Genomic DNA, 25067 nt, shown 5'->3' on the forward strand with positions numbered 1-25067 from the left:
CTGTTTCTATATAGCTGAGTTAACCGGCTCACACCGGCCGACCTATTTGCTGTCTTTGATGTTGATAAAAGCCGGGACCTCGAACGGACCGACGGAAGTTAAGATCGTCGGCTTTATCTGCAGGGTGATGCTGGGCCGGTTTGACTTGTCCTGGTTCAGGAGCGAGGCCAACTGCAGCAGGCTGTTCAGGTCTGGGCTTCCGTTCACCTCCGTCAGTTTGAGGGGCGAGCTGACGGTAATGATGTTCAGGCCGTTCTTCAACTCCACGGGCTCCGTTACCAGGCCACTCACTGCCTGCTCGTTATCCACCAGCAACTGCCACTTCAGCTGCGTCACGGTCATGGTGCGTTCCTCGTGCCCCTCGCCCAGCGCTACGTTTAAACCAATGGTGGAGACAGCTTTGAGGCTGTTGTCCGAAAAAGCCGAAAACAGCCGGGCGGCATCATTGAACGAAAAATCCTGCACCCCTTTTTTCAGGAAGTTTACGCCGTTCACCTCCACCCGGTCCACACTTTGCAGTTTGTAGTCCGCCTCTTTAAAAGCCTCTACGTCACTCCTCGTTTTACAGGCAAAGCTGACCAGCAACAGGGCCAGCACCAGCGTGTAATTTGCAATCTTATGTTTCATATACTTCTATGCGCTTCTTTATTTACTGATTACTTTTCCGGAGCCGGACACATCGGCCTTCACCCTGGGGTTGCCTTTGTGGTACACGCGCCCGCTTCCGCTTATCTCAACGTCCAGGCTGTTCCGCACGGCCACCTCCGCCTGCCCCGACCCTGAAATATCCACTTCCGTCTCCATCGCCCGGAGATCAAAGCTGTTGTTGTTGCCGGAGCCGGATATGGAAATACTGTGCCGTTCGGCTTCGCCTGCTGTATGTATTGTGCCGGACCCGCTGATACGGGAAGTCAGGCGGTCGGTGTCGAGTCTCAGCTTCAAATCACCGGAGCCGGACACGCTGGCATCGAATGCGTCACTTGTAAACTCGTCCTCCAGCTCCACGTAGCCGGAGCCTCCCACGCTTGCCGAGGTCAGCGCGGGCACGGTTATATAGACCGCTACCGTCTCATAGTCACGCAGGCAGCGGTTGAAGGCGATCTCCCAGACGCCATCCTCCACCGCTGTTTCCATCTCGTCCAGAATATTGGGCTGGCCCTTTACCTCTACGCCCTGCCGGTCGCCCCTGGTGATGAAAACACGCGTACTGCCGCTGACGCGCACACCCTCAAACCGGCTTATATCCAATGTGCGTGTTTCAGTGTCCCCCTCTCCTTTTAGGCACCTGCCTCCTTCGTCGCAGGAGGTGAGAAAAGCGGCAAAGGCCAGGATGGCGGCAGGAATGAACGTATTTTTCATGGTGTAGCAGAGGTTCGCGTCAGGTTTTTGAGAAAGCAAGATATAAAAAGCTGCGCATATCGCCCGATAAAACAGAAGCCACACCCGAAAGGGATATGGCTCTTGAACTCAGTTAGTTTACTGCTTAAGACAGGTGCCCTACGCGTTGCCCGCGTTTGTTAACGAGATACCCCTCATCCGTGACAAAGATGGTGTCCAGGAAGTCACTCTCAAAATAGTAAGGGTAATCGGGGTTATTCGTTTTGGCCAGCCTGCCGATTACCTGCACGCCGTCTTCCGTCATATGCACCAGATTGTAGCGGGTAGTGAGGTAAAACTGCTCCTGGGGCGCCTTGTTAAAATTTACCCGCGTCAGCACACTGCGGCTGTCCAGGGCCACGCGCTGCGTGGCTGCGGCCGGGCGCTGCTGCGCAGGCCGGTTCTGGGAAACTATGCCGCGGTTATCCGGCTGCGGCCCCTTTGCACTGGCCAGCAGCTGGTCGTTGGCGGTTTGCCAGCCTTTGCTGATCGCGGCCAGACGATACCTCTTGCCAGGGTGTGTTCTGGAGGTTTCCTCCTCCGAGAGCAGTTCGATCGCTGCCTGGGCCTCCGCCTTGCTGGCGCCCATCTTGCGGAGCACAAAACCAGAGAACTCATCCGCTTCCAGTTCATCCTCCGGGTTGCTGCCGCTTCTGCTGAGCGTGTGTCCGTTGAGGTGATGCCCAATCTCGTGCGCCAGTATACTCACACCGCCCCAATCAGTGTGGACGGCATTGTTGATCGCGTCCAGGAAACGCTCATTATAGAGGATATAGCGCTCGCCATTGTATACCACGGCAGCGGCATTGTCGATATCTGCGGGCTGCAGCTCAAAGCGCGGCTTCAACCCGATCACGTTGATAATCTCCTGCACAATGTCGCGGGCGCCGGCAACGGTTGTAGGGGCCTCCGGTTTGGGGGTGGCAGCTATGGCAACAGGCCCGAACAAAGGGGCCAAGGCCAGGTATAGCAGCAATGTCAGGCTTTTCAGGTATTGTTGCATCAGAAGAGGATTTGAAAGTTCGGTATAGGTCAAACGGTGGCTGTAAACGCTGTAGTATCACAGATGGTATCGCTGTTGCAAATATTCTGCCAGAAAGACGGCCTCTTCCACAATGCCCCTTCCAGTCAGGGGCTTCTATTCCATCTACACCCAGGGGGTATGTGGAGAATCGCGTGATTCCTACCTGCAGGAGCAGGTGGCGGCTGCCGGGTCAGCCCCTGTTATAGTGGCCTCGTTTTTCACTTTCGTGTCATCTTATCTACCTGTAGGATCACTATTTTACGCTGCTGGGATCGCTATTCTATTTTACCACTTGCCAGACGCGATGTTCTGCTTATTTTAGCCGGCAAAACAGTTTTGCCATGCTGATCCTTTTTGTGCTGCTCTACCTGCTCTTCAACATGGGGATAGGGTACTGGGCATCGCGCCGCGTGCACAACACCAAAGACTTTTTGCTGGCGGGCCGCCGGCTTCCCTTTTATATCTCCACCACGGTGGTGTTTGCCACCTGGTTCGGCTCCGAAACGCTGCTGGGCGCTTCCTCTGAGTTTGCTGCGAACGGCTTGCTGGGCGTGATCGAGGACCCGTTCGGGGCGGCGCTGTGCCTGGTGCTGGTGGGCGTTTTCTTCGCCAAGCGCCTCTACCGCATGAACCTGCTCACGCTCGGGGACTACTACCGCGTGCGCTTCAACAAAACCACCGAGCAGCTGGCTGCGTTTTTCATGGTCATCTCCTACTTCGGCTGGATTGCGGCCCAGATGGTGGCGCTCGGCATCGTGATGAACCAGGTTTTCGGCATCTCCACCACCAGTGGCATCCTGATCGGCAGCGGCATCGTGGTGGGCTATACCTTCCTGGGCGGCATGTGGTCTGTCTCGATCACGGACTTTGTGCAGACTGTGATGATCATTGGGGGCCTGCTTTATATCTGTTGGGAACTGACGCAGCAGGTGCCGTTGCAGCAGGTGACTAACGGCCTCCCCGACGGTTTTATGCGATTTGTACCCGGGGAGCGGGACGCGGTGAGCTGGCTTAACTACCTCGGCTTATGGATCACGATTGGCCTTGGCTCTATTCCGCAGCAGGATGTGTTTCAGCGGGTGATGTCGGCGAAGTCGGAGCGGGTGGCCGTGGCGGCCTCCATCAGTGCGGGAGTGCTGTACCTGACGGTGGCGTTTATGCCGTTGCTGCTGGCCCTCTATGCCCGGCACCTGCACCCGGAGCTACTGCTGCAGGATGCGCAACTGCTGGTGCCAGGGCTTATCCTGCGTTCGTCGTCGCTGCTGCTGCAGGTGCTTTTCTTCGGCGCGCTGCTGTCTGCCATTATCAGCACGGCCAGCGGCGGCATCCTGGCGCCGGCCTCTATCCTGAGTGAGAACCTGCTGCGCCCGCTATTGAAGGATATGACGGATGCCAAACTGCTGCGCCTCTCGCGCCTGAGCGTGCTGTTGGTCGCCGCTGTCTCGCTGGCCATGGCGCTGATGCGCAGCAACATATATGAACTCGTGAGTGAATCGTCGGCGCTGAGTTTGGTGAGTCTGTTCGTGCCTTTGGTGGCAGGCATGTTCTGGCGCAAAACCAGCCCGGCGGCGGCCATTGCCTCGATGCTGGCAGGCATGGGGATATGGCTGCTGGCACTGTCCCTCGATCCGGAGATCAACCCAATGCTATATGGCCTGGCGGCAAGTGTGGCCGGTCTGTTCCTGGGGCAGCTTTTATGGCCACAGCCCCTGGAAGTGACGCAGGAAACCGCCAGAAACAAGGCTACCTGAGCGAGTCCCAGCCGTAACAGCCGATATATGGAACGCCAGCCGAGGAGTGGCTGGCGTTCTATATATCGGCTGTTGTCAGATCAGCTGTTCGAGGGATCCGCGACGGTGATATACTCCGGCAGCTCCACCTCCCCCACCGGTGTCTGCACGGTTGGTTTGATCTGGAACCTCAGCCGCTGGCGCAGGTCTTTTTTCAGGGAGAGCATCGTCATGAGCTTGGAGAGGCCTTCGTAATTGCGCATGCCTTCCGGCTCCGACATAAGAACAGAGGTTTGGATCGGGAGCTCGTTCAGGCCTTCGTGCAAGTCCAGCTGCTCCTGCACCACGCCCTGCAGCGTCTCCTCGCCATCCACCAGGAGCTGCCACTTCATTTCCGTGATCGTCATCTGCCGGTCAGTTACCAGCTCCGGCATCTGCACCTGCAGCAGCAAGGTGGTGCTGGCACGCAGGGTATTGTTAGAAATGGAGGCAAGCAGGCTGTCGCCCTCACTGGTAGTGAAGTCGTATGGACTTCGCTTCTGCATCACATCCACGCCGTTCAGCTCCAGGTTGTGCATTTCCTTCAGGCTATACTTAGCCTCGGAGAAGGCTTTCAGGTCGCTGGCCTGCTTGCACCCGGTCGCCAGCGCAAACAGCAGAAGCAGGCTAAACAGAAACGTTAATCTACTCATTATCTTCTTCTTAAAACCTTCCTTGAAGCAAATTACGCACCAATGTTCTACTGACGGGAGCCCTGTATCCTATTCCCGACTTCTATATAACTACCCTCGCTTTCTATGGTTCAGCGCCTCCCCAAAAACTAAAAGAGGGTTCCTTAGTTTCCCACAAGGTTGGCATGGCCTGCCATCGAGCTATTGTGAGGGCGTGAAGACCACACGCATGCAATTGTCTGTTTTCTCCTTGAACATCCGGTACCCTTCCGGACCCTGGTCCAGTGTCCATTTGTGGGTAAGCATATAGGAGGGGTCCACCTCGCCGGCGGCCACGCGTTCCAGCAGCTTTGGGATATACTTTTGCGCAAACATCTGCCCCATCCGCAGGGTCAGGGCCTTGTTCATGGCCGCGCCCATCGGGAACTTGTCCAGCAGGCCGCCATATACGCCCACGATCGAAACGGTGCCGCCTTTGCGGCAGGCCATGATCGCCTGCCGCAGCACGGCTGGCCGGTCGGTTTGCAGGCGCAGCGTCTGCTTCGCTTTGTCGTAATACTGCTCCATGCCGGTGGTGTGCGCCTCCATGCCCACGGCATCGATGCAACGGTCCGGTCCGCGGCCGCCCGTCATCTCCTTCAGCGCCTCCAGTATGTCCACCTCCTCGTAGTTGAGCACCTCCGCCTTCGCATACTGTTTGGCCTTTGCCAGCCGGTCACCGTACCGGTCGATGGCGATCACGCGCTCAGCACCTAACAGGTAGGCGCTCTGCATGGCCATCTGGCCCACGCCGCCGGCCCCCCACACAACCACCGTGTCGCCGCGCTCGATGCCGCACATATCCGCCGCCATATATCCCGTCGGGAAAGCATCCGAGGTGAACACTGCCGCCTCATCTTTCACGCCCTCTGGCACCTTAAAGGCACCGTGGTCGGCATATGGCACCCTTATGTATTCCGCGTGGCTGCCGGCATACCCCCCAAAGGCGTGGGAGTAGCCGAAAATTCCGGCTCCGGCATAGCCATAGGCTTTTTCCAGTATTTCCGGGTTGGGGTTGGAGTTGTCGCAGAGCGACCACTGGTCGGATTGGCAGAACTCGCAACTGCCGCAGCCGAGCACAGAGCCCACCACCACGCGATCGCCTCTTTTGAGTTTCTTTACGCCAGGGCCTACTTCTATCACCTCCCCCATAAACTCATGCCCGATAATGTCGCCTGCTTTCATGGTGGGGACATAGCCGTCGAGCAGGTGCAGGTCAGACCCGCAGACCGAAGACATGGTTAACCGGACAACTGCATCGCCCTCGTTCAGAATGTATGGGTCTGGCACCCGCTCTACCTTCAGGTCGTTGATGCCGTTCCAACAAAGTGCTTTCATCGTGATCTGGGTTATATATACAACAATAGCGTAAGGTCAACCTTAACGTTTGCCGGCCGGCTGCCCTTCCGTAGTGACCACCTCGCCTGTCTCTAAGAGCTGCTTAAAGCGGCGTAAATCATTTTCCACCATTTGTCTGAAAGTAGGGTTCAGCAGCTTCGCAATATTGCCTCCAACGGCGCCAACCGGCGCCCTGTACGAAATAGAGGCCTGCACCACCGTGCCCCTGTCTGCCGGCGCATCGGTAAACCTCACCTCTCCGGCGTTGTCTATATCCGAACCGGGCATCGAGCGCCACGCGATCAAGCTGCCTGGTTCCTCCTGCACAATGTCGGCGTTCCACTCTACCGTGCCCACTCCCTTTGGTATTCTGGCCACCCAGTGCGAGCGTTTCGGCCCAAGCTGGCGAACATCCTGCAGGTGCTCCATAAATTTCGGCAGGTTCTCTAACTGGCGCCAGAACTGGAAAACCTCGCTGCGCGGCTTGTTGATGGTGAGGCTGCGGGTAATCTCGATGGTGATGTCTCTACCGGAAGAGGAGTCACGGCCCAAGGCTTCGTTCATAGGGCAGTAGCCTGTTGCGCCCCTGAAAAGAAGTGCCCCTCCGACGGCGGCCATCGCAATGCCGCCTGCATTAGGTTTGCTCAGTCCATAGTAGGCCAGCAAAGCGCCTCCCACCAAAGAAACAATGCGCTCAGTGTCTCCCACATTTATATGGCTTGATCCCGTACTGGGTGGAGAGATGTTGTTTGTACCAAGCACATCAGACATTTTCGAGTTGTATGTATCCATAAAATAAAGTTTCTTCTTGGATACGTGTTCTCTCACAGTACATGTTACCCTTGTACCTATAATAATAAACAGTTTCACTTATTTTAGAAAAGCAAGGGGGCTACTGCCTGAACAGAAGCCCCCTTGCTTTCAGTACACTGCTACTGGAAGTAAGAAAAAAATGCGCAGCATGGCTATCGCACCGGAAGACCGCCTGATGGCCTGGTTGGGAAAGTTATTCGCCCTTCCCGTGCAGGCGGTAAAGTTTGCCCTCGCCGCCATAGCCGAGCACCAGCAGTTCGTTGTCCTGGTCCAGCCCGAAGGAAGAAACGGGGAAACCGGTGGTGAGGAGCAGCGTGTTGTCTGCCTTTTTGCCGCTCCCGTTCAGCGTCAGTGCCCATACCTTGCCGCTCACATAGTCAGCGTATATGTACTTGCCCTGCAACTCCGGGATGGCCTTGCCCCTGTACACAAAGCCGCCGGTGATGGAGACGCCGTCTGCGTGGGTGTATTCGTGCACAGGCAGGATCAGGCCCGTCCTGTCGCAGTTCCTGGACGGGTCAAAGCATTCCGACGCTTCCATGATTCGCCAGCCGTAGTTGCCGCCTTTCTCAATGATGTCTATTTCCTCGATCTTGTTCTGCCCCACATCCGCTGCCCACAAGCGCCCTGTTTCCTCGTCGAAGGAGATTTTCCAGGGGTTGCGGAGGCCGTAAGCATATATCTCCTCGCGATAGCCTTCCGTGTTGCCGGCATAGGGGTTATCTGCCGGGATGCCGTATTTGAGGTTGCCGGAAGTGGTGTTTACATCGATGCGGAGGATCTTGCCGAGCAGCTTGGTGCGGTCCTGGCCGTTGTTCTGCGGATCGCCGCCACTGCCGCCGTCGCCCACCGCTATATATAAATAGCCGTCGGGACCGAAGGTTACTTTGCCCCCGTTGTGGTTGCGGTAGGGTTGTTCGTAAGTAAGTAAAATAGTCTCGCTTTTCGGGTCGACCTGCCCTTTGTTGCCTGCCGCGGCCTTAAACCGCGAGATTCTGGTCTGCAGCGGGTTGTCGGTGGTGTAGTTTACGTAGAAATAGCCGTTGCGCTTGAAGTCGGGGTGAAAAGCGAGGCCCAGCAGGCCCATCTCACCGCCAGCCTTCACCCTGTCTGAAATGTCGAGGTAAAGGGTCGGTTGGGCAGGAGTTTCTCCGCTGCCCGGAAGCCAGAAAATTTTCCCTTCCTGGTCCACCACATACAGCCGGCCCTGCCCGTCGTTTACCGAAACAGCCTCAACCGGTCTGTCGAACTCAACCGAGGGATAAGCATCCTTTAATTCGTACTGCGCTTCGGCCGGCGCTGCACAGCCCATCAGCAGCACCACGGCCAGCAGGTAACTCAGTTTTTGTAATCGCATATAAGTAAGCGTTTTATTTAAAGATCAGGAGTATTTAAAACTCATACGGGGTGATCCCGCCAATGGCTGCATGAAAGCAGGAATCAGCGTATATTTGAGTTATATCAAATACCATTATCAATTGAATACTGCGCATGAAGATGTTCTATAGAACCCACCCCTGCCCCTCCGAGAAGGGGAATCTGCAGACAGGCAAATTGCAATGCGCATGAACCAACTGATAGTGGTATAATAGTTTATATATAACGGTTGAGGAAGCAACGTAACCTGGGCAGGCGCGCCACCAGAACCTGTGCCGGGAGTAAAGGATTCACCGTTTTTGGCGACGCCCTCCATAAAAAGAGGAATTATATATACCCTGACTATGAAACTGCAAGAGGCTTGAAACGATTACACTTCGTTCGTGGATGGCAGTGAAGGCTGCTGCACCGCCTGCTTGGCGGGCCCGATGGTCCTGATGACGCGGGCAGGGTTGCCGACGGCGATCGAATTATCCGGTATATCTTTCACGACCACTGAGCCAGCCCCTATTCTGACGTTGTTCCCGATCCTGACCTCCCCGATGATGCATACGTTGGAGCCCAGTTCCACATTGTTGCCGATAATCGGGGAGCCGGAGTAGGAACCGTCTTCGTGCTTTATGTTGCCAAGCGTGGTGGAGTGCCTGAAAAAACAGTTCTCACCAATAACGGAGCATCCGTTCACCACCAGTGCCTGGCCGTGGCCGAGGTAAAAGTTCTTCCCAACCTTTGTCCAATGGGGCAACTCAATGCACATGAACCACTCCACGACTACTTTATAAAAGATAAGGTAAGGGAGCCATATAACCCGCAGGAGTTTGCTTTTGGAGGCAGGATGCGCCAACCGGAACAGTAACATCACGATGCGGCCCTTTATATTGCCCTTGTTCACATCCCAATCCTGAAACAGATACGACATATATACCTTTTGTTATTTTTGAGTTTGACTTCGGCTTTACGTAGAAGCTAAATCACCGTTACGCAGCTTCATCGTTACACTTTGCCAAAGAAGCAGTCGCTCCGGCTAATCTGCTGCAAAACACATATAGAGCAAGCAGGCCCTGCACGCTTGACGCACAGGGCCTGCTTGCTCTATAGATGCGTTCTATTACTTGAACATCCCTTTCAGTTTGGCGAGCTTGGCCTGGAAATCATCCATCGGCTCCTCCTCTTTTTTGGCACCGCTTTTCTTGTTGGCTCCGCCCCCGCCGGCTGGCCGGGCAGCCGTCGGGTCGCTTTTCATGCTGAGGGAGATGCGCTTGCGGGCTTCGTCTACTTCCATTACCGTCACCTCCACCTTCTGCCCTACTTTTACTGCCTCATGCGGGTTGCTCACGAAGCGGTCGGAGAGATGGCTCACGTGCACGAGGCCATCCTGGTGCACGCCGATGTCCACGAAAGCGCCGAAGGCCGTGATGTTGGTCACAATGCCCGGCAGTTTCATGCCGGCACGCAGGTCTTTCACCTCGTTTACGCCTTCCGTGAAACTAAACGCTTCATATGTCTCGCGCGGGTCGCGGCCCGGTTTGGACAGTTCGCTCACAATGTCCTGCAGCGTGGGCAGCCCGACTTTTTCCGTCACATAATGCTTCAGGTTAATTTTCTTTCGCAGTTCGTCGCTCTTAATCAGGTCCTGCACCGTTACGCCCAGGTCTTTGGCCATCTGCTCCACAATCGGGTAACTTTCCGGGTGCACGGCAGAGGCGTCGAGCGGGTTCTTGGCGTCGCGGATGCGCAGGAATCCGGCTGCCTGCTCAAAGGCCTTGTCTCCCAGGCGCGCTACTTTCTTCAGCTCCGTCCTGGTCTTGAAGGGTCCGTTCTGGTTGCGGTACTCCACGATGTTTTGCGCCAGCGCCGGTCCGAGGCCGGAAACATACGTCAGCAACTGCTTGCTGGCGGTGTTCACTTCCACGCCCACGGCGTTCACGCAGCTCATCACCACGTCGTCCAGCGAGTGCTTCAGCGCCGACTGGTCCACGTCGTGCTGGTACTGGCCCACGCCAATGGATTTCGGGTCGATTTTCACCAGTTCCGCCAGCGGGTCCATCAGGCGGCGGCCAATCGATACCGCGCCGCGCACGGTCACGTCCTGGTCCGGGAACTCCTCGCGGGCCACGTCGGAGGCCGAGTATATGGAGGCACCGCTTTCGTTCACCATCAGCACCTGCACGGTTTTGGGCAGGTTCAGTCCTTTTACAAAAGCCTCTGTTTCGCGACTGGCAGTTCCATTCCCGATGGCCAGGGCTTCTACCTCATATCTATCCACGAGGAACTTTACATTCTGCGCGGCATCCAGGGCTTTGCCCTGGCCCGTATGGGGATATATGGTGTCGTTGTGGAGCAGCTTGCCCTGCCTGTCCAGCACCACCAGTTTGCAGCCAGTCCGGAAGCCGGGGTCTAGGGCCAGCACCGTTTTCTGGCCCAGCGGCGAAGAGAGCAGCAATTGGCGCAGGTTGTCGGCAAACACCCGGATGGCTTCCTCGTCTGCCCGCTTCTTCGAGCTCAGGCGCACCTCTGTCTCCATGCTCAGCTTCAGCAGGCGCTTGTAGCATTCTTTCGCCGCCATACGCACCTGCTCGGAGGCAGCGTTATGGCCTTTCACAAACATGTCCTCCAACTTCGCCAGGGCGGCTTCCTCCTCCGGCTGGGCGCTCAGCATCAGCACCATTTCGGTCTCACCGCGGCGCATGGCCAAAATGCGGTGCGACGGCGCTTTCTCAATCGGCTCCTCCCACTCAAAATAGTCTTTGAACTTCTGGCCTTCCTCCTCCTTGCCCATCATCACGCGGCTCTTGAACACGCCTTTCTTCTCGAAGAGCTGGCGCATGGCAGCGCGCGCCTCAGCGTTCTCGTTCATCCACTCGGCCATAATGTCGCGGGCACCGGCCAGGGCTTCCTCGGCATCCTTCACCTCTTTCTCCTCGGATATAAAGCTGGTAGCCTCGGCCTTCACATCGAAGTTCTCCTGCTCAAACAGGCGCTGAGCCAGTGGCTCCAGCCCTTTTTCGCGGGCAATGGTGGCACGGGTGCGGCGCTTTGGCTTGTAAGGAAGGTAGATATCCTCCAGCCGGGCCATGTTTTCGGCAGCCATAATCTGCGCCTCCAGCTCCGGCGTCAGCTTCTCCTGGTCGCGGATGGACTTGAGGATGCTTTCGCGGCGCTTGTCGAGCTCGCGCAGCTGCTCCATCCTGTCGCGGATGGCAGCAATCTGCACTTCGTCCAGCGAGCCGGTGGCCTCCTTGCGGTAACGGGAAATGAAAGGCACCGTGGCTCCCTCATCCAAAAGGGTGGCCGTGGCCTCCACCTGCTTGATGGTGATGGAAAGCTCGGTGGCAATTTTTAAAAGGTGGTCAAGGTTTTGTTCCATATATAAAGCTGATACTGAAGACACTCCTGTGGCGGCGGGTGAAAGGCTGCTGCAAAGGATACGGAAAAGATAGAATTAAACCGCCCCGCTGTAGCCCCGCCCGTGTGGTCTTGTTTGATTTACCTGGGTTATAGAAACGTCAAATTTAAGGTATATTGCCATAAGTAGAAAGATTAAGATGCGCCGATGCTCGTTTTAGGTTATTTTCGTGGCTTTTGGGAACACGCCGTCTTATTTGCTGTTAAGCTGTAGCTTTGAACCAACACCACTTGTTACATACGCCCGCAGGCATCAAACCCGCACCTGAGCAGCAGCCAGCCTCCCGCTGGTACTGGCTGCTGCTGCTCCTGTTGTTGCCTGCCTGCGTGGTGCAGCGCATCGACCGCACGCCCTACGAGCAGACTGAGTATTACGAGCAGACGCTGCAGAACCTGAAAAGCCACCCGGCCACCGTCTCCACCGGCGACACGCTGCAGGTCGGATGGGCGAAAGTCAACATCACGCCTCCGGCTCCCGCGCCGCTGGCGGGCTACGGCAAGCGCATGGGCATGGATTACGAGGAGGTGCATGACACAGCCTGGGTGCGCACGTTTGCGTTTGACAACGGCCAGACCGAGGCGTATTATGTTGCCCTGGATATGCTGATTACGCCGATGCGGGTACTGCAGGAACTGGAGAAGCGATATCCGGAACTGGGGCTGAAACCGGAGCAGGTGTACCTTTCAGCCACCCACACCCACACCAGCTTTGGCGGCTGGGGCCGGAAAGCCGGGATGAAAATCATGACGGGCCAATACGAAGAGGAGATTGTGCAGCAGCTCACGCAGCAGATCATAGAGAGCATCCGGTTGGCCGGGCAGAACCTTCAACCCACGAAAATCGGCTACGGCAGCGCGGATGCCGCCAGCCTCGTCAAAAACAGGCTCACCGAGTCCAGGGAAGACCGCGACACAGAACTGCGCTTTATCCGGTTTGAGCGGCCAGACGGCTCCGCTGCGGTGCTCTCCATTTTCTCGGCCCATCCCACCATCCTTCCCTCCATGCAGCCTGTCCTCTCCCGCGACTATCCCGGTGTGCTGGTGGATGAACTGGAGGAGCGGATGGACTTTGCCGCCTTCTCGGCCGGGGCTGTGGGCAGCCACAGCGCGGTTTATTTTCATAATGCCACTTTTGAGAGCACGGAGGACGTTGGTGCCCGCCTTGCAACCATCCTGCGCCACGCGCTGCACGAGGTGAAAACGGACTACGTCTATACCCTCGGCTACAACCGGGTGCCCCTGCTGCTGCCGGAGCCGCAGTGGCGGATCAGCAAAAATCTCCGTCTGGCCCCTGCCCTGTTTAACTGGGTCTTCGGGAAGCACCCTGCATACGTCACCAGCCTGCAGCTGGGAGATGTGGTGTTGCTGGGTGCGCCGGCTGATTACTCGGGTGAGTTTATGGACGAGTTGGAGCACACCGCTGCGCAGGAAAACCTGGAGGTGATCGCTACCAGTTTTAACGGGGGCTATATCGGGTACATCACCCCGGAGGAGCATTACAACCTGGATGAGTACGAGACGCGCAGCATGAGTTTCTTTGGCCCGGAGAGCGGCACTTACCTTACGCATATGCTGCAGCTACTTCTAAGCCAGCACGACAAACCTCGCATGGCCCCCTCTGCGACAGATAAACGCTAAGCCTATATAAGCTTAACATCAGGAACAGGAGCTGCTCGAACCCTGTGCCATCTACAGGGCGGCATAGCCTTCCCATAAACAATGATATGAGCAGGCGGGAAACCCATAATTCATATGCTGATCAGCAAGTTACAAGGTAACCAACCTGTTACCGCTCTTCCTGTATTGCCTCCTGCTAAGCACCCTGAACTGCACGATGCAATTCCAAAAAGGCAATCAGGGAGCACCTTGGCAGCGAAAATACAACCCTCTTATTCACATATACTCATTCTCACACACTCTATCTTTACAAAGTGCTAAACATTAGAGCCCTAATACGGGTTTATATATTACAGCTGATCATTTGATTGGCAATTTTATATACTATTTAACAGAGAGATATGGAACTGACGACACTAGATATACCGTACCTGCTTTTTATGGCCACCATCGGCGTCTATATGCTGCTGCTCGTTTTCATCCTGACGTGGGTGTATCATGATGCGGAACAGCGTGGTTTAAACGGCTGGGTGATCGCAGGCATGGCCTTTTTTACCGGTACCATTTTCGGGACGCTGGCCTGGCTGCTGCTTAGACCGAAGATGAAACCGCAGCCTATACCGGTCAGAAGCTAAGCGCTTCCCCCGACACGCCGCAGGCAGGCCCGCCGCTGAAAAACAACCTAAATTTCATATATTTAGACTGGATTTCAGCAGCGGGCTTTTTTACATCTTCCAGCGCTGTGCCTACGCCTGTTAACTTACATGCATGCCTCATATCATCAGCCTGGAGCTAGAGTCAATTTATATACCCGTTACCGCTACCGACACCCTGCACCTGATGCGTTTCAGCCAAAACGGGCAGGGCCCGCCGGTGCTGCTGGTGCACGGGTCTCTCGAGAACGGGCGCATTTTTTACTCCAAGTCCGGGAGGGGGCTTGCCCCTTACCTGGCGCAGCAGGGCTACGACGTGTTTGTGGCTGATCTGCGCGGCCGGGGCAAAAGCAAGCCCGCCATATCCGGCCAGTCAGACTTCGGCCTGACGCACACCCTGCAGGAAGACTTCCCGGCCTTCATCAACAAAATAAAAGAGCTCAAGGGCGATGTGCCGCAGTTCTGGGGCGCCCACTCCTGGGGCGGCGTGCTGATGCTGGCTTACCTGGCCCGCCCGGAGGTGCCGGTGCACGTGCAGTCCATGGCTTTCTTCGCCAGCAAGCGCCGCATCAGCATCCGGAGCCTGAAGCGGTTCCTGATGGTGGACGTGATGTGGAGGTGCGTCGCCCCGGCGGCGGTGGCCGTGACCGGGGCGCTGCCCGCTAAAAAACTGAAGATGGGCTCCGACAACGAAACCCGCCTCACGCACCGGCAGACAAACGCGTGGGTCGTACAGAAGCCATGGCTCCACTGGCACGACAAATTCGACTATGCCGCGGCACTGCAGCAGCTGCGGCTACCGCCAACCCTATACCTGGCCGGGGCAGACGACGATGTGCTGGGCCACCCGACGGATGTGGAGAAGCTGCTGCTGGAGACCGGCTGCCGTAGCAGCGCACTCAGGATCCTGAGCAAGGCCAACGGCCATCTGCACGATTACAACCACATCGATATCCTGACACACCACGATGCCGTAAAGGATCATTTCCCGATGGTGGTGAATTGGTTTAAAAAATCAGGCACTGTGCAACCATCCCCGGCCGGAAAGGGTCCTGAGTTAAACAATCGCTAACGCAACACCCATGCATCTATCTGTACCATCTTCTAACGCCTTGCCCTTCCCTGTATGAACAAGACAGTTCTAAAATTATTTACAGTGATGCTCTTCGCGGCTGCGGGGCTCACCTCATGCGAAAAATGCGGTAACGTGCTGATAACCGAACCCACGCCGGAGGATTCTGAATGGCTGGTATATAAACTGAACGACACGACCGCTTTTCAGACGGAGACAGCCGATATCGTGCGCTACACCCGCACAGGCATCTATGCTCAGAATGTGCCGGGGGAGGGTTTTTCTATGGAAGATGAGTGCATTGACCAGATAGATGTGCAGGTACGGACGGTGATGGAGGATGTGCAGAATGTACAGCCTTACCTGGGCACGCGCATCCTCAGCAAGCCCGATGACCTGGTGGTGGAAGTAGCCGTTGGGGAGAACGTGAACGACAAAGCTGTGGAGATCGGCGTGTGGGAAATTGACGAGAACAACCCCAGTTATGACAGCCTCGCGGTGAACGACAAAATGTACTACGACGTCTTTGAGGTGAACCCGGAGAACACGAAAGCAAACAGTATTTCGCAGATCCTGTACAACAAGGAGTTCGGTTTTCTAAGTGTCTCGTTTTACAGCGGCAAAAAGCTGGAGCGGATTCCGGTGCAGTAAAACCCAAAACCAGTAGGGGCTGCCGGCATGCCGGCAGCCCCTACTGGTTTTGGGTTTTACATTTTCTACAAGTCTCAGGCAATTTGCTTTTGCTCCACATTGATGCTGCGTAACACCTCCAGGGCTGTGTTTATATGCTCCAGCGGCTTGTTCATGGAGTTATACACGGCACGTACGACTTTATCTTTGCCGATGATGTACGTCACGCGGCCCGGCAAAAGGCCCAGCCGGCGGGGCACTCCGTAGATGCTCCTGATCTGTCCGCCTTTGTCGCTCAGCAGCGTGAACGGCAGTTGATGTACCCGCTCAAACTTCTGGTGCGACTGCAGGCTGTCAGAACTCACGCCCACTACCTCCGCATCAAACTCCTTAAACACCTCATACTGGTTCCTGAACTCACAGGCCTGCTTGGTGCAGCCGGGGGTGCTGTCTTTCGGGTAAAAGTAGAGCACCACGTTCTTCTCCTTCAGCAGGTCATGCAGCCGGAATAAGCCGCCATCCTGCCGTTGCAGTTCAAAGTCAGGGGCTTTGTCCCCCTCCTTTACCGCTTCCTCATTTATCAGTGCTTCAAGTATCATAACCAATTAATAGCAAACTTCATGCAAAAAAGTTAGGGGCGCAAAGTTAAGTTATGTTATGCCAGAAATCCAAAGAAGGTGTGCAATTATAGCATCAGAAAAAGAAAATGGGCATCTTTGTGCCCACAACAGCGTCTATGCCCCGAATCAACGTAATCATACCTGCCTACAACGAGGAGCGGTCTATTGCCAAGGTGCTGCACGCCATACCGGCGGGTTATGTGGAGGAGGTGATTGTGGTGAACAACAACTCCAGCGACAACACAGCCCAGGCCGCCGCCCGGGCAGGGGCCACGGTGCTGGACGAGCCGAACGCAGGCTACGGGAACGCCTGCCTCAAGGGCATTGCCTATGCCGCCGCCAAGCCCGCCGCCACCCGTCCGGACATCATCGTTTTTTTGGACGGGGATTTCTCCGATTACCCGGAGGAGATGCCAAAGCTGGTGCAGCCCATTGTGGCGGGGCAGGCGGAGATGGTGATCGGGTCGAGGGCGCTGGGCAGGCGGGAGGCGGGTGCCATGATGCCGCAGCAGATCTTCGGTAACTGGCTCGCCACCACGCTGCTGCACTGGCTGTACAACGCCCGCTTCACGGACCTGGGCCCGTTCAGGGCTATCCGGCTCGACACCCTGCTGGCGCTGGACATGCGTGACCGCAACTACGGCTGGACGGTGGAGATGCAGGCCAGGGCAGCGAAGCAGAAAATCCGGTATACCGAGGTACCCGTGACCTACCGCAGGCGGATTGGCACATCCAAAGTGTCGGGCACCGTGAAAGGGACTGTGCTGGCTGGCTACAAAATCATCTGGACCATTTTTAAATACCTCTAACCCCACATGGCATGCCTATAGCAGAAGCAACGGTGCTGGTTATATATGGGATATGCCTTGCCTTCATTTTCTGCTACAGCATGGTGCAACTGCACCTCACGGTGCTCTACTGGCTGCACCGCGAAAAATGGGAGAAGCCATATATAATTGCTGATCCGCAGCAGGCCTGGCCAAGCGTAACGGTACAACTGCCCATCTATAACGAGCGCTATGTGGTGGAGCGGCTGCTGGAGGCAGTTGCAGCTTTTGATTACCCGCCGGAGCGCCTGCAGGTCCAGGTGCTGGACGACTCCACAGACGACACTACGGCCATCATCGAAGAAAAGCTGAAGGCCTGGCCGCACCTCAACCTGCAGCACATCCGGCGGCCGGAACGCACCGGGTACAAAGCCGGAGCCTTGCAGCATGCCCTGCCGCTGGCCACCGGGGAGTTCATCTGTATTTTTGACGCCGACTTCGTGCCCGCCCCTGACTTCCTGAAACGCACCATACCCGCTTTCACAGCCCCGGACATTGGCGTGGTGCAAACCCGCTGGGGCCACCTCAACCGGAATTACTCGCTGCTGACGCGCCTGCAGGCTTTCGGGCTGAACGCCCATTTCACGGTAGAGCAGTCCGGCCGTAGCAGCGGCGGCCACTTCATCAACTTTAACGGCACAGCCGGCATCTGGCGCAAGGCCTGCATCGAGGACGCCGGCGGCTGGCAGGCTGACACCCTCACCGAAGACCTGGACCTGAGTTACCGGGCACAGCTCAGGGGCTGGGAGTTTGTCTATCTGGAGGAGGTAGAGGCTCCGGCAGAACTGCCCGCCGACATGGCTGCCCTGAAATCGCAGCAGTTCCGCTGGACGAAGGGAGCCGCCGAAACCGCCCGGAAACACTTGTGGCGCGTGCTGCGCTCAAAGGCATCCTTCCTGACGAAAATCCACGCTTTCTTTCACCTGCTTAACAGCGCCATTTTCCTATGCGTGCTGCTGACGGCCGTCCTGAGCGTGCCCATGCTCAATATCAGACACAGCGCCCCCGCCCTTGCCCCCGTGTTCAAGCTGGGATACGCGCTGCTCCTGAGCCTTGGGGCGCTCATCGCTTTTTACTGGTCGGCGCAGCATGCCCGCAGCGAGACTGCCTGGCGCACCAGCCTGCGCTTTTTACCCGAGTTTTTCCTCTTCCTTTCTATTTCCATGGGCTTGTCGCTTCACAACAGCCTTGCGGTGCTGGAGGGATATATGGGCAGGAAAACGCCGTTCATCCGGACACCGAAATACAACCTGATCGCGCCCGGCGACCCGTGGCGGAAACGCGGCTACCGCCTGCGGAGTATAAGCCTTGTAACGGTGTTCGAAGGGCTGCTGGCGCTTTATTTTATATATGCCATCGTGCTGGCCTTCAGGTGGCAGCTGTATGGGCAACTGCCATTCCATCTACTGCTTGCCTTTGGGTTTGGCGCCGTTTTTTTATATTCGCTCTTCCACAGCAGGCGCGGTTAGATATGGTGAAAAGCAATACGGCAAGCTATATATCCCTGGCTGTCTCGGCCCTTGCCTATATGGCCCTGGCCTATGCCACGCCGCGCACAGGGTTCACACAACTGCTGGTGCTTTATGCGGTGGTGTTCGCTTGCTACCTGTACGTGGTGAGCCAGCGTTTCCCGATAGGGCAGGGCATTGCGGCGGGCGTACTGTTCCGGATGCTTTTCCTCCTTGCCGTGCCCGCACTCTCCGACGATTACTTCCGGTTTTTGTGGGATGGGCATTTGCTGGCAGCGGGGCAGAACCCTTACCTGCATCTGCCGGATTTTTATATGGGAGCGAATGCCCCGCATGTGGCCGGTATAACCCAGGGCCTGTACCGACAGCTAAACTCCCAGGAGTACTACAGCATTTACCCGCCCGTGATGCAGGCCGTTTTCTGGCTTTCCGTTAAACTGTCTTCCGGTAATCCGATGTCGGCCATCATTATCATGCGGGTGGTGCTGCTGCTTGCCGATATGGGCAGTATTTTCCTGCTCTTGCGCCTGCTCCGCAAGATGGGCCTGCCGGATAAAAATGTGCTGCTCTACGCCCTTAACCCGCTCGTGGTGCTGGAGTTGGCAGGCAACCTGCACTTCGAGGCACTCATGATCTTTTTCCTGCTGCTTTGCCTGCACCAGCTTTTCTACCAGAGGCTGGTGGTCTCCGGCGTCGCGTTAGGGCTGGCCATCGGCACCAAGCTGCTGCCGCTTATGTTCCTGCCCTTCCTCCTCCGCAGGCTTGGGTGGCGCAGGTTCCTGCTTTTCGGGGGCGTGGTGCTGCTCGCGGTGGCGGCGGTCTTCTACCCGTTCATTTCCACCGAGGTTATCCAGAACCTTTCCCGCAGCCTGGACCTCTATTTCCGGAAGTTCGAGTTCAACGCCAGTGTGTACTACCTGCTGCGCTGGCTCGGGTTCGAGCTGGGGGGCTTCAACATCATCCTGTACCTGGGACCTTTGCTTTCGCTGGTTACCTTGGGCATTGTTGTGACCTTAGCCTCCTCCAGGAAGCTGGGCTCTATCCGCAGGCTCTCGGGGTATATGGCGGCGGCGCTTACCGTGTACCTGTTTCTCTCCACAACGGTGCATCCCTGGTACATCACCACGCTTGTTGCGCTCACCGCCACAAGCCATTTCCGGTACGCCGTCACCTGGTCCGGCGTGTCCATTCTGTCGTACGCCGCCTACCGCACCAGCACCTATACAGAAGACATGCTGCTGATAGCGCTGGAATATACGCTGGTGTTTCTGTGGCTGGTCGTCGAACTGTACCTCTACCGGCAGCGCCGCCACCATGCCAACCTGGTTGAACCCGTAGAGAAAGTAAACACTCCCTAAGGGTGTCGGATCAGGCACGGGATAATGTGCTGCTACTCCCCTATATCCTGCATGGGCCGCATCAGGAAGTCGTTCAGGGGTTTCAGGGCCTGAGTGGCCTCTACCACCACCTGCAGGAAATTATCCTGCAGCACGACTTCATCAGGAAGCGGCATAGTGGCGTTCCAGCTCTTGTAGCGCAGGTAGCCAATGGCAGGGTTTTCCTTGTCATATCCCTTGGGGGTGGTCTTTAGCTGCTCCCCCTGCAAGTCCCCGAATTTTTCTCTGAACGCCGGTGCCTCCACGATGTCCCTGAAACCGTCCAGGTTGTAATCGATCTCCTGCCGCACGGCCTTCAGCTGCTCTGCCGGCGGCATCCACAGCCCTCCCGCCACAAAAGACCTCCCCCCGCCGGCCAGGTGCAGGTAATAACCGGGATAAACAGACTTTCGCCCGCCTTCCGCTATATAGGCCCCGAAATGATCTTTGTAAGGGCGCTTATCATTGGAAAAACGAACATCCCGGTAAATCCGGAAGAGCAGGTCCTTGCCCTTCTGGCCGCGTGCCGCCGGCTCAAACTGCTGCATCTCCTGCAACAGCTCCTCCAAAAAATTGGTGTAGTTCTGGCGGGCAGCATTATACCTCTCTTTGTGCTCGCTAAACCACTCGCGGGTATTGTTCTTCGCCAGATCCGCTAAAAACGCAAGGGTACTTTTTTGTATGGTAGTTGACATTGGTCGCTTTAAGATGAAAAAAACCCTTAAATCACGGCACAAGATAAAAAGACTTTCGCAGTGATATTAAATCATGTTTGCCTGTGCGATGGGCATAGGATGACAACCCCCTAAAGCATCCTGAATTATAGTTGTGCCTGCCTCCAAAACACCTAAGGCAGCTGACAGGACGCGGTGACGCCAGGAACAAACCCCAAGTTAACCGCACGCTGCTGCATTTGTTTAAAAGGAGCTAAAACAGAAGCCATTGCTATATATATGGGTATACGCTTTTATATATGCGTATATACATTTTGCCCTGAACAGGCTGCTGGGAGCCGCCTTCTGTCGCATAGGTTTTAAGTTCTAAAGGCAGGCTATTTCTGCTGAACCGAGGGAAGTAGCGGATGGGCTTACCTAAATCGTTCGGGTAGGCGTATACTTTTAAAGTAGGCATCAATCCTGATCACGCATGGCGCGCTTCCTGTTCATCTGGTTTTTATATAGCATAGCAGGGTCAGTGTATGCGCAGGAGCAGCCCTTGGTACAGCAGCAGCCGTACAGCAGGGCCCACCTGCTGCAGGCCATCAGGCAATACCAGGCGCTGGCAGACACGGAGGCGAAAGAGTGGCACCGCCTGCCCGACACGCTCCTGCTGCGGCAGGGGGACAGCAGCCAGCACATCGTGCCGCTTCAGAAAAACCTCCGGCTCACCGGCGACTTCCAGCCTGTTTCAGATTCAGTGTCTGCCCTGTATACGCCGGCTATCACGGCAGCTGTCCGTCGTTTTCAGCAACGGCACGGCCTCCGGGATGACGGCGTGCTGGGGCCTCTCACCATCGCCGCGCTTAATGTGCCGCCCTCTTACCGGCTGTGGCAGTTGCAGCAGAACCTCATGCGCTGGGACACTTCCTTTGTGGCTGTCACGCAGCCCTATGTGGTCATCAACATTCCGGACTATACGCTGCAAGTGGTCGACAGCAACAGAAGCGTGCTGCAGATGCGCGTGATCGTAGGGAAGCCCACGCTCGAAACATACCCCGTCAGGAGTGAGCTTACCACGGTGGTGCTGCGCCCCTACTGGTACCTGCCGACCTCCATCGCCGTGAATGAGATACTGCCGCTGCTCCGGCGCAACCCCGGTTACCTGGCCCGCAAGCGGATGGAGCTGGAAGCTCCCTCGGCGAACGGCTGGGTGCGGGTAAACCCTTGGCACGTAAACTGGCACCACATCAACGGCAGCAATTTCAACTATCGGATCGTTCAGCTGGAGGGCGATGGCAATGAGCTGGGCCAGGTGAAGTTCCCGTTCCCGAACAGCCTGCCCCAATACCTGCACGACACGCCAAACAAGGAGCTTTTCAAATACCCTGACCGCGCCTTCAGCCACGGCTGCATCCGGTTGGAGAAGCCCGTGGAGTTTGCTTACTATCTTCTGGAGAAAGGCTCAGGCTACTCGACCGAGAAAATTGACCGGCTCTGGCAGGAAGCCAAGCCGAACCACTACCTGCCGGTATATGCCCCCCTGCCACTGTACATAGTATACCTGACGGCCTGGGCCGACGCCCACATGCGGGTGCACTTCCGGAAAGACGTGTATGGCTTTGACGTGCTACCCCAACTCACAAAAGAATAGGATCGGAAAGGCGTCTGGCTATATATAAGCTACACCGGCATCTGGTAAATTATCCTATCTACAGGCAGTTGGTCAGGAGAGCCGCGTGCCATCGAGGTCTTCTACGTAGTCCACGTCGGAGAGGCGCGGGAGCAGGGCGTAGGACAGTTGCAGCGTTTGGATATCGAGAAGCGTGTCCGGGAAAACATGCTCCGTGCTCCAGCGTTTGTTCCTGAACAGCTCCGGGTGCGGTTTATTCATCCCCAGCAGATAATAGCCGCCGTCCAGGGCCGGGCCGATCACCACGTCGTGCTGCGTCAGTTCTATATATGCCCGCCATATGATTTCCGGAGTCAGTTGCAGGCAATCGCTGCCGATAATCACAACCGAGGAATAGCCTTCGGCAAAGGCGGCGGCAAAGGCGGCTTCCATCTTTTCACCTAAATCGCCCTGGGGTTGCACCCGCTTCTGGTACTGGTCATCCGGCCACAGATCGTTTGTCTCCACACGGTCAGTATAATAGACCAGTTTATGAACGGGCAGCGCTTGGGAAACATCCAGCGTGTGGTGCAGGAGCCGGAGGTAAATTTCCAGGGCCATTTCCGGGCCGACGGCGGAGGCAAGCCGCGTCTTCACCTTTCCCAACTTCGGGTTGCGCACAAACAAGAGCAGCAGTTTCTTATCTGTCATATACCTTCTCCCCTTCCCGCAGCCATACGCCCCACGTTTTGGAGTAAGCATGTACTTTATCGGTTTTTCCTGAATCGTTATAGACCGGATATCCTTGGTTCACCCACTCAAAGATGCCGCCGTACAAGTTGTGTACATTCTTGTAGCCGGCCTGCTGGAGCTGCTCCCCCACCCGTTCGCTGCGGTAGCCAACGGCGCAGTAAACAACTATGGGCGTGTTCTTGGGCACATCCGCGAGCTGCGATACCTGAAAGGAATCGTAGGCCACAAACCTGGCACCGTTGAGATGGCTCACCTTATACTCTGCCGGGGTGCGCGTGTCGAGCAGCAGCGGTTTCTTGTCGGAACGCCCTAGCTGCTCATCAAGCTGCTCCGGCTGCAGCAGCGGCACGGTGTGGCTGTACATGGCTTTCAGCATCACGTCATAGGCTCCGTCGGTTGTCTGCCCGCAAGCTTGCAGCACCAGCAGCCATATCAGCGCACACGCCATATATAGTTTCCCTTTTAGCACAGATTTCGTTTTAAAACTTTCCTGAATGGCCGTCGCTGATCTATAATCTCAACAGCTGAGTGTACACTTTGCTTCGGGCTTTCAGCAGGAACCCGTTTTACAATCAACAATAAAACCTACTTTACCGTTTCACCGCCGCAGCTGGAGCCGGCTCCGGCGGTGCAGCCATAGCAATGCTGGTTCAGTACGATGTCGCGCTGGTCTAACGCGGTTGCGTCAAAGTCTCGGATATGCTGTGGAGCGCCATGCGCCACTTTCAGGTCCAGCATCTGGTTAAAGTCGCAGTCGTAGAGGTAGCCGTCCCAGCCAACGGAGACGGTGTTCCGGCACATCACCCCCGCAGCGGCCACCGGGTTGAACGCATTGATGAGCTTCTCCATATAGCTGTCGTAGTTGCCGCTCTGCACCAGGTAGTCGAGGTAGCGGCTCACGGGCAGGTTGGTGATGCAGAAGAGGCTGTTGAACTCGATCTGGTACCCGCCCCGCAGCCTGCGCCTGAACTCGGCCTCCAGCGAGGCCTGGCTACCCGGCAGAAACGCGCCAGAGGGGTTATATACCAGGTCCAGCAGCAAACCGCTGCCCTCCATGCCATATCCCACCCCGTTTAGCAACTGCAGCGCCTTTACCGACTTCTCAAACACACCGTCGCCACGCTGCGCATCGGTGCGCGAGGCCTGGAAGTAAGGCAGCGACGACACCACATGCACACTGTGCTGCCTGAAAAACGCCGGTAGGTCGTGATACTTTTTATTGGCCAGGATAATCGTGAGGTTACAGCGCACGATCACCTGCCTTCCGAGTTTCGAGAGCTCCTCCACAAACCATCGGAAATCCGGGTTCATCTCCGGGGCGCCGCCCGTCAGGTCCACCGTCGTGATCTGCGGCGAAAGTTGCAGCGCGTCAAGGCAAAGTTGCATGGTGTCGCGGGTCATGATCTCCTTGCGGTCAGGCCCGGCGTCAACGTGGCAGTGCCTACAGGTCTGGTTGCACATCTTGCCCACGTTTACCTGCAGGATGGTGGTGCCCGTCGGCTGCAGCGGATACAAATCATGCGTCTGCAGCTGCATTGCAAAATCAGGGAACCTGTTTCCCTGGCGCGAGGGCGCTTGCAGCACTTTCAGCTGAAAAGAGGAATCGGCCAGCTCGTGGTGCTGACCCTGGAGTGATTTTACCGTAGATCCCATCCGCTACATCGTCAGTTCTTTGATCTTGTTCATCATCTGCACGCCGTGCACCAGCGCCGCGCCGCCTTTGATGGCCGCCGCCACGTGCACCGCCTCCATCATCTGGTTCTCGTCGGCTCCCTTTTGCAGGCACTCGCTGCTGTAGGCATCGATGCAGTAAGGGCACTGCACAGCATGCGACACAGCGAGCGCGATCAGGGCTTTTTCCCTTTCCGTCAGCGCGCCTTCTTTGAAAACCTCTTCATAATAATCAAAAAACTTGCGACCCATCTCTGGCTGCAGTTCCGATATCTTTCCAAATTTTGCCAGGTCGGCCGGGTTGTAATACGTGTTATTCATGGTATATGCTATTTCT

At 56.4% G+C, this 25067-nt stretch carries 24 protein-coding genes; 9 read left to right on the forward strand and 15 right to left on the reverse strand.

What is annotated here, in order from left to right; translation table 11 throughout:
• Positions 1–42: 42 nt before the first annotated feature.
• The 3 genes from ABD920_RS16870 to ABD920_RS16880 form a co-directional block, all read right to left on the reverse strand.
• Entirely contained in the window at positions 43–627 is a 585-nt protein-coding gene (locus ABD920_RS16870; RefSeq protein ID WP_345160663.1) for a hypothetical protein, read from the reverse strand.
• Between the two features lie 18 nt (positions 628–645).
• Positions 646–1359: a head GIN domain-containing protein gene (locus ABD920_RS16875; RefSeq protein WP_345160664.1), complete on the reverse strand. Its 714-nt coding sequence runs from the start codon at positions 1357–1359 to the stop codon at positions 646–648.
• A 124-nt stretch (positions 1360–1483) separates the two neighbouring features.
• On the reverse strand, positions 1484–2380 hold the full coding sequence (locus ABD920_RS16880) for a M48 family metalloprotease (protein ID WP_345160665.1): 897 nt from the start codon (positions 2378–2380) through the stop codon (positions 1484–1486).
• Positions 2381–2742: 362 nt separating this feature from the next.
• Here ABD920_RS16880 and ABD920_RS16885 point away from each other — a divergent pair, with 362 nt between their 5' ends.
• Positions 2743–4152 carry a high affinity choline transporter 1 gene (locus ABD920_RS16885; RefSeq protein ID WP_345160666.1) on the forward strand — a complete coding sequence of 470 codons (1410 nt, stop codon included), beginning with the start codon at positions 2743–2745 and terminating at the stop codon, positions 4150–4152.
• Between the two features lie 80 nt (positions 4153–4232).
• On the opposite strand, the gene ABD920_RS16890 is transcribed toward ABD920_RS16885, so the two are convergent.
• The 6 genes from ABD920_RS16890 to ABD920_RS16915 all read right to left on the reverse strand — a co-directional run bounded on the left by ABD920_RS16890 (position 4233) and on the right by ABD920_RS16915 (position 11736).
• Complete coding sequence (locus ABD920_RS16890) at positions 4233–4823, reverse strand: hypothetical protein (RefSeq protein ID WP_345160667.1); 591 nt, start codon at positions 4821–4823, stop codon at positions 4233–4235.
• A gap of 180 nt (positions 4824–5003) precedes the next feature.
• Entirely contained in the window at positions 5004–6179 is a 1176-nt protein-coding gene (locus ABD920_RS16895) for a zinc-dependent alcohol dehydrogenase (protein WP_345160668.1), read from the reverse strand.
• A 42-nt stretch (positions 6180–6221) separates the two neighbouring features.
• Positions 6222–6971, reverse strand: a complete 750-nt coding sequence (locus ABD920_RS16900) for an SRPBCC family protein (RefSeq protein ID WP_345160669.1) — start codon at positions 6969–6971, stop codon at positions 6222–6224.
• Positions 6972–7185: 214 nt separating this feature from the next.
• A complete protein-coding gene (locus ABD920_RS16905; protein ID WP_345160670.1) occupies positions 7186–8349 on the reverse strand; it encodes a PQQ-dependent sugar dehydrogenase in 1164 nt (387 codons plus the stop codon).
• 390 nt (positions 8350–8739) lie between these two features.
• On the reverse strand, positions 8740–9288 hold the full coding sequence (locus ABD920_RS16910; protein ID WP_345160671.1) for a serine acetyltransferase: 549 nt from the start codon (positions 9286–9288) through the stop codon (positions 8740–8742).
• A gap of 189 nt (positions 9289–9477) precedes the next feature.
• The gene (locus tag ABD920_RS16915; protein WP_345160672.1) at positions 9478–11736 is read right to left on the reverse strand and encodes a Tex family protein; all 2259 of its coding nucleotides are present in this window, start codon (positions 11734–11736) and stop codon (positions 9478–9480) included.
• A gap of 269 nt (positions 11737–12005) precedes the next feature.
• Here ABD920_RS16915 and ABD920_RS16920 point away from each other — a divergent pair, with 269 nt between their 5' ends.
• The 4 genes from ABD920_RS16920 (at position 12006) to ABD920_RS16935 (ending at position 15767) form a co-directional block, all read left to right on the forward strand.
• The gene (locus ABD920_RS16920) at positions 12006–13412 is read left to right on the forward strand and encodes a neutral/alkaline non-lysosomal ceramidase N-terminal domain-containing protein (protein WP_345160673.1); all 1407 of its coding nucleotides are present in this window, start codon (positions 12006–12008) and stop codon (positions 13410–13412) included.
• Between the two features lie 380 nt (positions 13413–13792).
• Positions 13793–14026 (forward strand): hypothetical protein, encoded by a 234-nt coding sequence (locus ABD920_RS16925; RefSeq protein ID WP_345160674.1) that lies wholly within the window; start codon positions 13793–13795, stop codon positions 14024–14026.
• 133 nt (positions 14027–14159) lie between these two features.
• Complete coding sequence (locus tag ABD920_RS16930) at positions 14160–15116, forward strand: alpha/beta fold hydrolase (RefSeq protein WP_345160675.1); 957 nt, start codon at positions 14160–14162, stop codon at positions 15114–15116.
• 54 nt (positions 15117–15170) lie between these two features.
• The gene (locus tag ABD920_RS16935) at positions 15171–15767 is read left to right on the forward strand and encodes a hypothetical protein (RefSeq protein ID WP_345160676.1); all 597 of its coding nucleotides are present in this window, start codon (positions 15171–15173) and stop codon (positions 15765–15767) included.
• A 74-nt stretch (positions 15768–15841) separates the two neighbouring features.
• On the opposite strand, the gene ABD920_RS16940 is transcribed toward ABD920_RS16935, so the two are convergent.
• Complete coding sequence (locus ABD920_RS16940) at positions 15842–16345, reverse strand: peroxiredoxin (protein WP_345160677.1); 504 nt, start codon at positions 16343–16345, stop codon at positions 15842–15844.
• A gap of 137 nt (positions 16346–16482) precedes the next feature.
• Between ABD920_RS16940 and ABD920_RS16945 the strand changes: the two genes are divergently transcribed.
• From ABD920_RS16945 to ABD920_RS16955, 3 genes are read left to right on the forward strand one after another with little or no spacing between them, the layout of a single operon-like run.
• Entirely contained in the window at positions 16483–17175 is a 693-nt protein-coding gene (locus ABD920_RS16945) for a glycosyltransferase family 2 protein (protein WP_345160678.1), read from the forward strand.
• An 11-nt stretch (positions 17176–17186) separates the two neighbouring features.
• The gene (locus ABD920_RS16950; RefSeq protein ID WP_345160679.1) at positions 17187–18662 is read left to right on the forward strand and encodes a cellulose synthase family protein; all 1476 of its coding nucleotides are present in this window, start codon (positions 17187–17189) and stop codon (positions 18660–18662) included.
• Positions 18663–18664: 2 nt separating this feature from the next.
• Positions 18665–20020 (forward strand): MptA/MptB family glycosyltransferase, encoded by a 1356-nt coding sequence (locus ABD920_RS16955; RefSeq protein ID WP_345160680.1) that lies wholly within the window; start codon positions 18665–18667, stop codon positions 20018–20020.
• A 32-nt stretch (positions 20021–20052) separates the two neighbouring features.
• On the opposite strand, the gene ABD920_RS16960 is transcribed toward ABD920_RS16955, so the two are convergent.
• The gene (locus tag ABD920_RS16960) at positions 20053–20733 is read right to left on the reverse strand and encodes a DUF2461 domain-containing protein (protein ID WP_345160681.1); all 681 of its coding nucleotides are present in this window, start codon (positions 20731–20733) and stop codon (positions 20053–20055) included.
• A 451-nt stretch (positions 20734–21184) separates the two neighbouring features.
• Between ABD920_RS16960 and ABD920_RS16965 the strand changes: the two genes are divergently transcribed.
• Positions 21185–22348, forward strand: coding sequence for a L,D-transpeptidase family protein (locus ABD920_RS16965; RefSeq protein WP_345160682.1), 1164 nt, complete (start codon positions 21185–21187; stop codon positions 22346–22348).
• Between the two features lie 72 nt (positions 22349–22420).
• Here the strand turns inward: ABD920_RS16965 and ABD920_RS16970 are convergent, their stop codons facing one another.
• The 4 genes from ABD920_RS16970 to ABD920_RS16985 all read right to left on the reverse strand — a co-directional run bounded on the left by ABD920_RS16970 (position 22421) and on the right by ABD920_RS16985 (position 25051).
• The gene (locus tag ABD920_RS16970; RefSeq protein ID WP_345160683.1) at positions 22421–23017 is read right to left on the reverse strand and encodes a TIGR04282 family arsenosugar biosynthesis glycosyltransferase; all 597 of its coding nucleotides are present in this window, start codon (positions 23015–23017) and stop codon (positions 22421–22423) included.
• Positions 23007–23528, reverse strand: coding sequence for a rhodanese-like domain-containing protein (locus tag ABD920_RS16975; protein WP_345160684.1), 522 nt, complete (start codon positions 23526–23528; stop codon positions 23007–23009). Before ABD920_RS16975 ends, ABD920_RS16970 begins: the two co-directional genes overlap by 11 nt.
• A 116-nt stretch (positions 23529–23644) precedes the next feature.
• On the reverse strand, positions 23645–24712 hold the full coding sequence (gene arsS / locus ABD920_RS16980; protein WP_345160685.1) for an arsenosugar biosynthesis radical SAM (seleno)protein ArsS: 1068 nt from the start codon (positions 24710–24712) through the stop codon (positions 23645–23647).
• Between the two features lie 3 nt (positions 24713–24715).
• Entirely contained in the window at positions 24716–25051 is a 336-nt protein-coding gene (locus ABD920_RS16985) for an arsenosugar biosynthesis-associated peroxidase-like protein (RefSeq protein WP_345160686.1), read from the reverse strand.
• Positions 25052–25067: the final 16 nt, after the last annotated feature.

The organism is Pontibacter saemangeumensis (assembly GCF_039541895.1).
In the GTDB taxonomy this organism is placed as follows: Bacteria; Bacteroidota; Bacteroidia; order Cytophagales; family Hymenobacteraceae; genus Pontibacter; species Pontibacter saemangeumensis.

What these genes read in the sequence shown, in the direction of transcription:
- ABD920_RS16870 (WP_345160663.1), bottom strand. Translation starts at nt 627, where the DNA reads ATGAAACATAAGATTGCAAATTACACGCTGGTGCTGGCCCTGTTGCTG.
- ABD920_RS16875 (WP_345160664.1), bottom strand. Translation starts at nt 1,359, where the DNA reads ATGAAAAATACGTTCATTCCTGCCGCCATCCTGGCCTTTGCCGCTTTT.
- ABD920_RS16880 (WP_345160665.1), bottom strand. Translation starts at nt 2,380, where the DNA reads ATGCAACAATACCTGAAAAGCCTGACATTGCTGCTATACCTGGCCTTG.
- ABD920_RS16885 (WP_345160666.1), top strand. Translation starts at nt 2,743, where the DNA reads ATGCTGATCCTTTTTGTGCTGCTCTACCTGCTCTTCAACATGGGGATA.
- ABD920_RS16890 (WP_345160667.1), bottom strand. Translation starts at nt 4,823, where the DNA reads ATGAGTAGATTAACGTTTCTGTTTAGCCTGCTTCTGCTGTTTGCGCTG.
- ABD920_RS16895 (WP_345160668.1), bottom strand. Translation starts at nt 6,179, where the DNA reads ATGAAAGCACTTTGTTGGAACGGCATCAACGACCTGAAGGTAGAGCGG.
- ABD920_RS16900 (WP_345160669.1), bottom strand. Translation starts at nt 6,971, where the DNA reads ATGGATACATACAACTCGAAAATGTCTGATGTGCTTGGTACAAACAAC.
- ABD920_RS16905 (WP_345160670.1), bottom strand. Translation starts at nt 8,349, where the DNA reads ATGCGATTACAAAAACTGAGTTACCTGCTGGCCGTGGTGCTGCTGATG.
- ABD920_RS16910 (WP_345160671.1), bottom strand. Translation starts at nt 9,288, where the DNA reads ATGTCGTATCTGTTTCAGGATTGGGATGTGAACAAGGGCAATATAAAG.
- ABD920_RS16915 (WP_345160672.1), bottom strand. Translation starts at nt 11,736, where the DNA reads ATGGAACAAAACCTTGACCACCTTTTAAAAATTGCCACCGAGCTTTCC.
- ABD920_RS16925 (WP_345160674.1), top strand. Translation starts at nt 13,793, where the DNA reads ATGGAACTGACGACACTAGATATACCGTACCTGCTTTTTATGGCCACC.
- ABD920_RS16930 (WP_345160675.1), top strand. Translation starts at nt 14,160, where the DNA reads ATGCCTCATATCATCAGCCTGGAGCTAGAGTCAATTTATATACCCGTT.
- ABD920_RS16935 (WP_345160676.1), top strand. Translation starts at nt 15,171, where the DNA reads ATGAACAAGACAGTTCTAAAATTATTTACAGTGATGCTCTTCGCGGCT.
- ABD920_RS16940 (WP_345160677.1), bottom strand. Translation starts at nt 16,345, where the DNA reads ATGATACTTGAAGCACTGATAAATGAGGAAGCGGTAAAGGAGGGGGAC.
- ABD920_RS16945 (WP_345160678.1), top strand. Translation starts at nt 16,483, where the DNA reads ATGCCCCGAATCAACGTAATCATACCTGCCTACAACGAGGAGCGGTCT.
- ABD920_RS16950 (WP_345160679.1), top strand. Translation starts at nt 17,187, where the DNA reads ATGCCTATAGCAGAAGCAACGGTGCTGGTTATATATGGGATATGCCTT.
- ABD920_RS16955 (WP_345160680.1), top strand. Translation starts at nt 18,665, where the DNA reads ATGGTGAAAAGCAATACGGCAAGCTATATATCCCTGGCTGTCTCGGCC.
- ABD920_RS16960 (WP_345160681.1), bottom strand. Translation starts at nt 20,733, where the DNA reads ATGTCAACTACCATACAAAAAAGTACCCTTGCGTTTTTAGCGGATCTG.
- ABD920_RS16965 (WP_345160682.1), top strand. Translation starts at nt 21,185, where the DNA reads ATGGCGCGCTTCCTGTTCATCTGGTTTTTATATAGCATAGCAGGGTCA.
- ABD920_RS16970 (WP_345160683.1), bottom strand. Translation starts at nt 23,017, where the DNA reads ATGACAGATAAGAAACTGCTGCTCTTGTTTGTGCGCAACCCGAAGTTG.
- arsS (WP_345160685.1), bottom strand. Translation starts at nt 24,712, where the DNA reads ATGGGATCTACGGTAAAATCACTCCAGGGTCAGCACCACGAGCTGGCC.
- ABD920_RS16985 (WP_345160686.1), bottom strand. Translation starts at nt 25,051, where the DNA reads ATGAATAACACGTATTACAACCCGGCCGACCTGGCAAAATTTGGAAAG.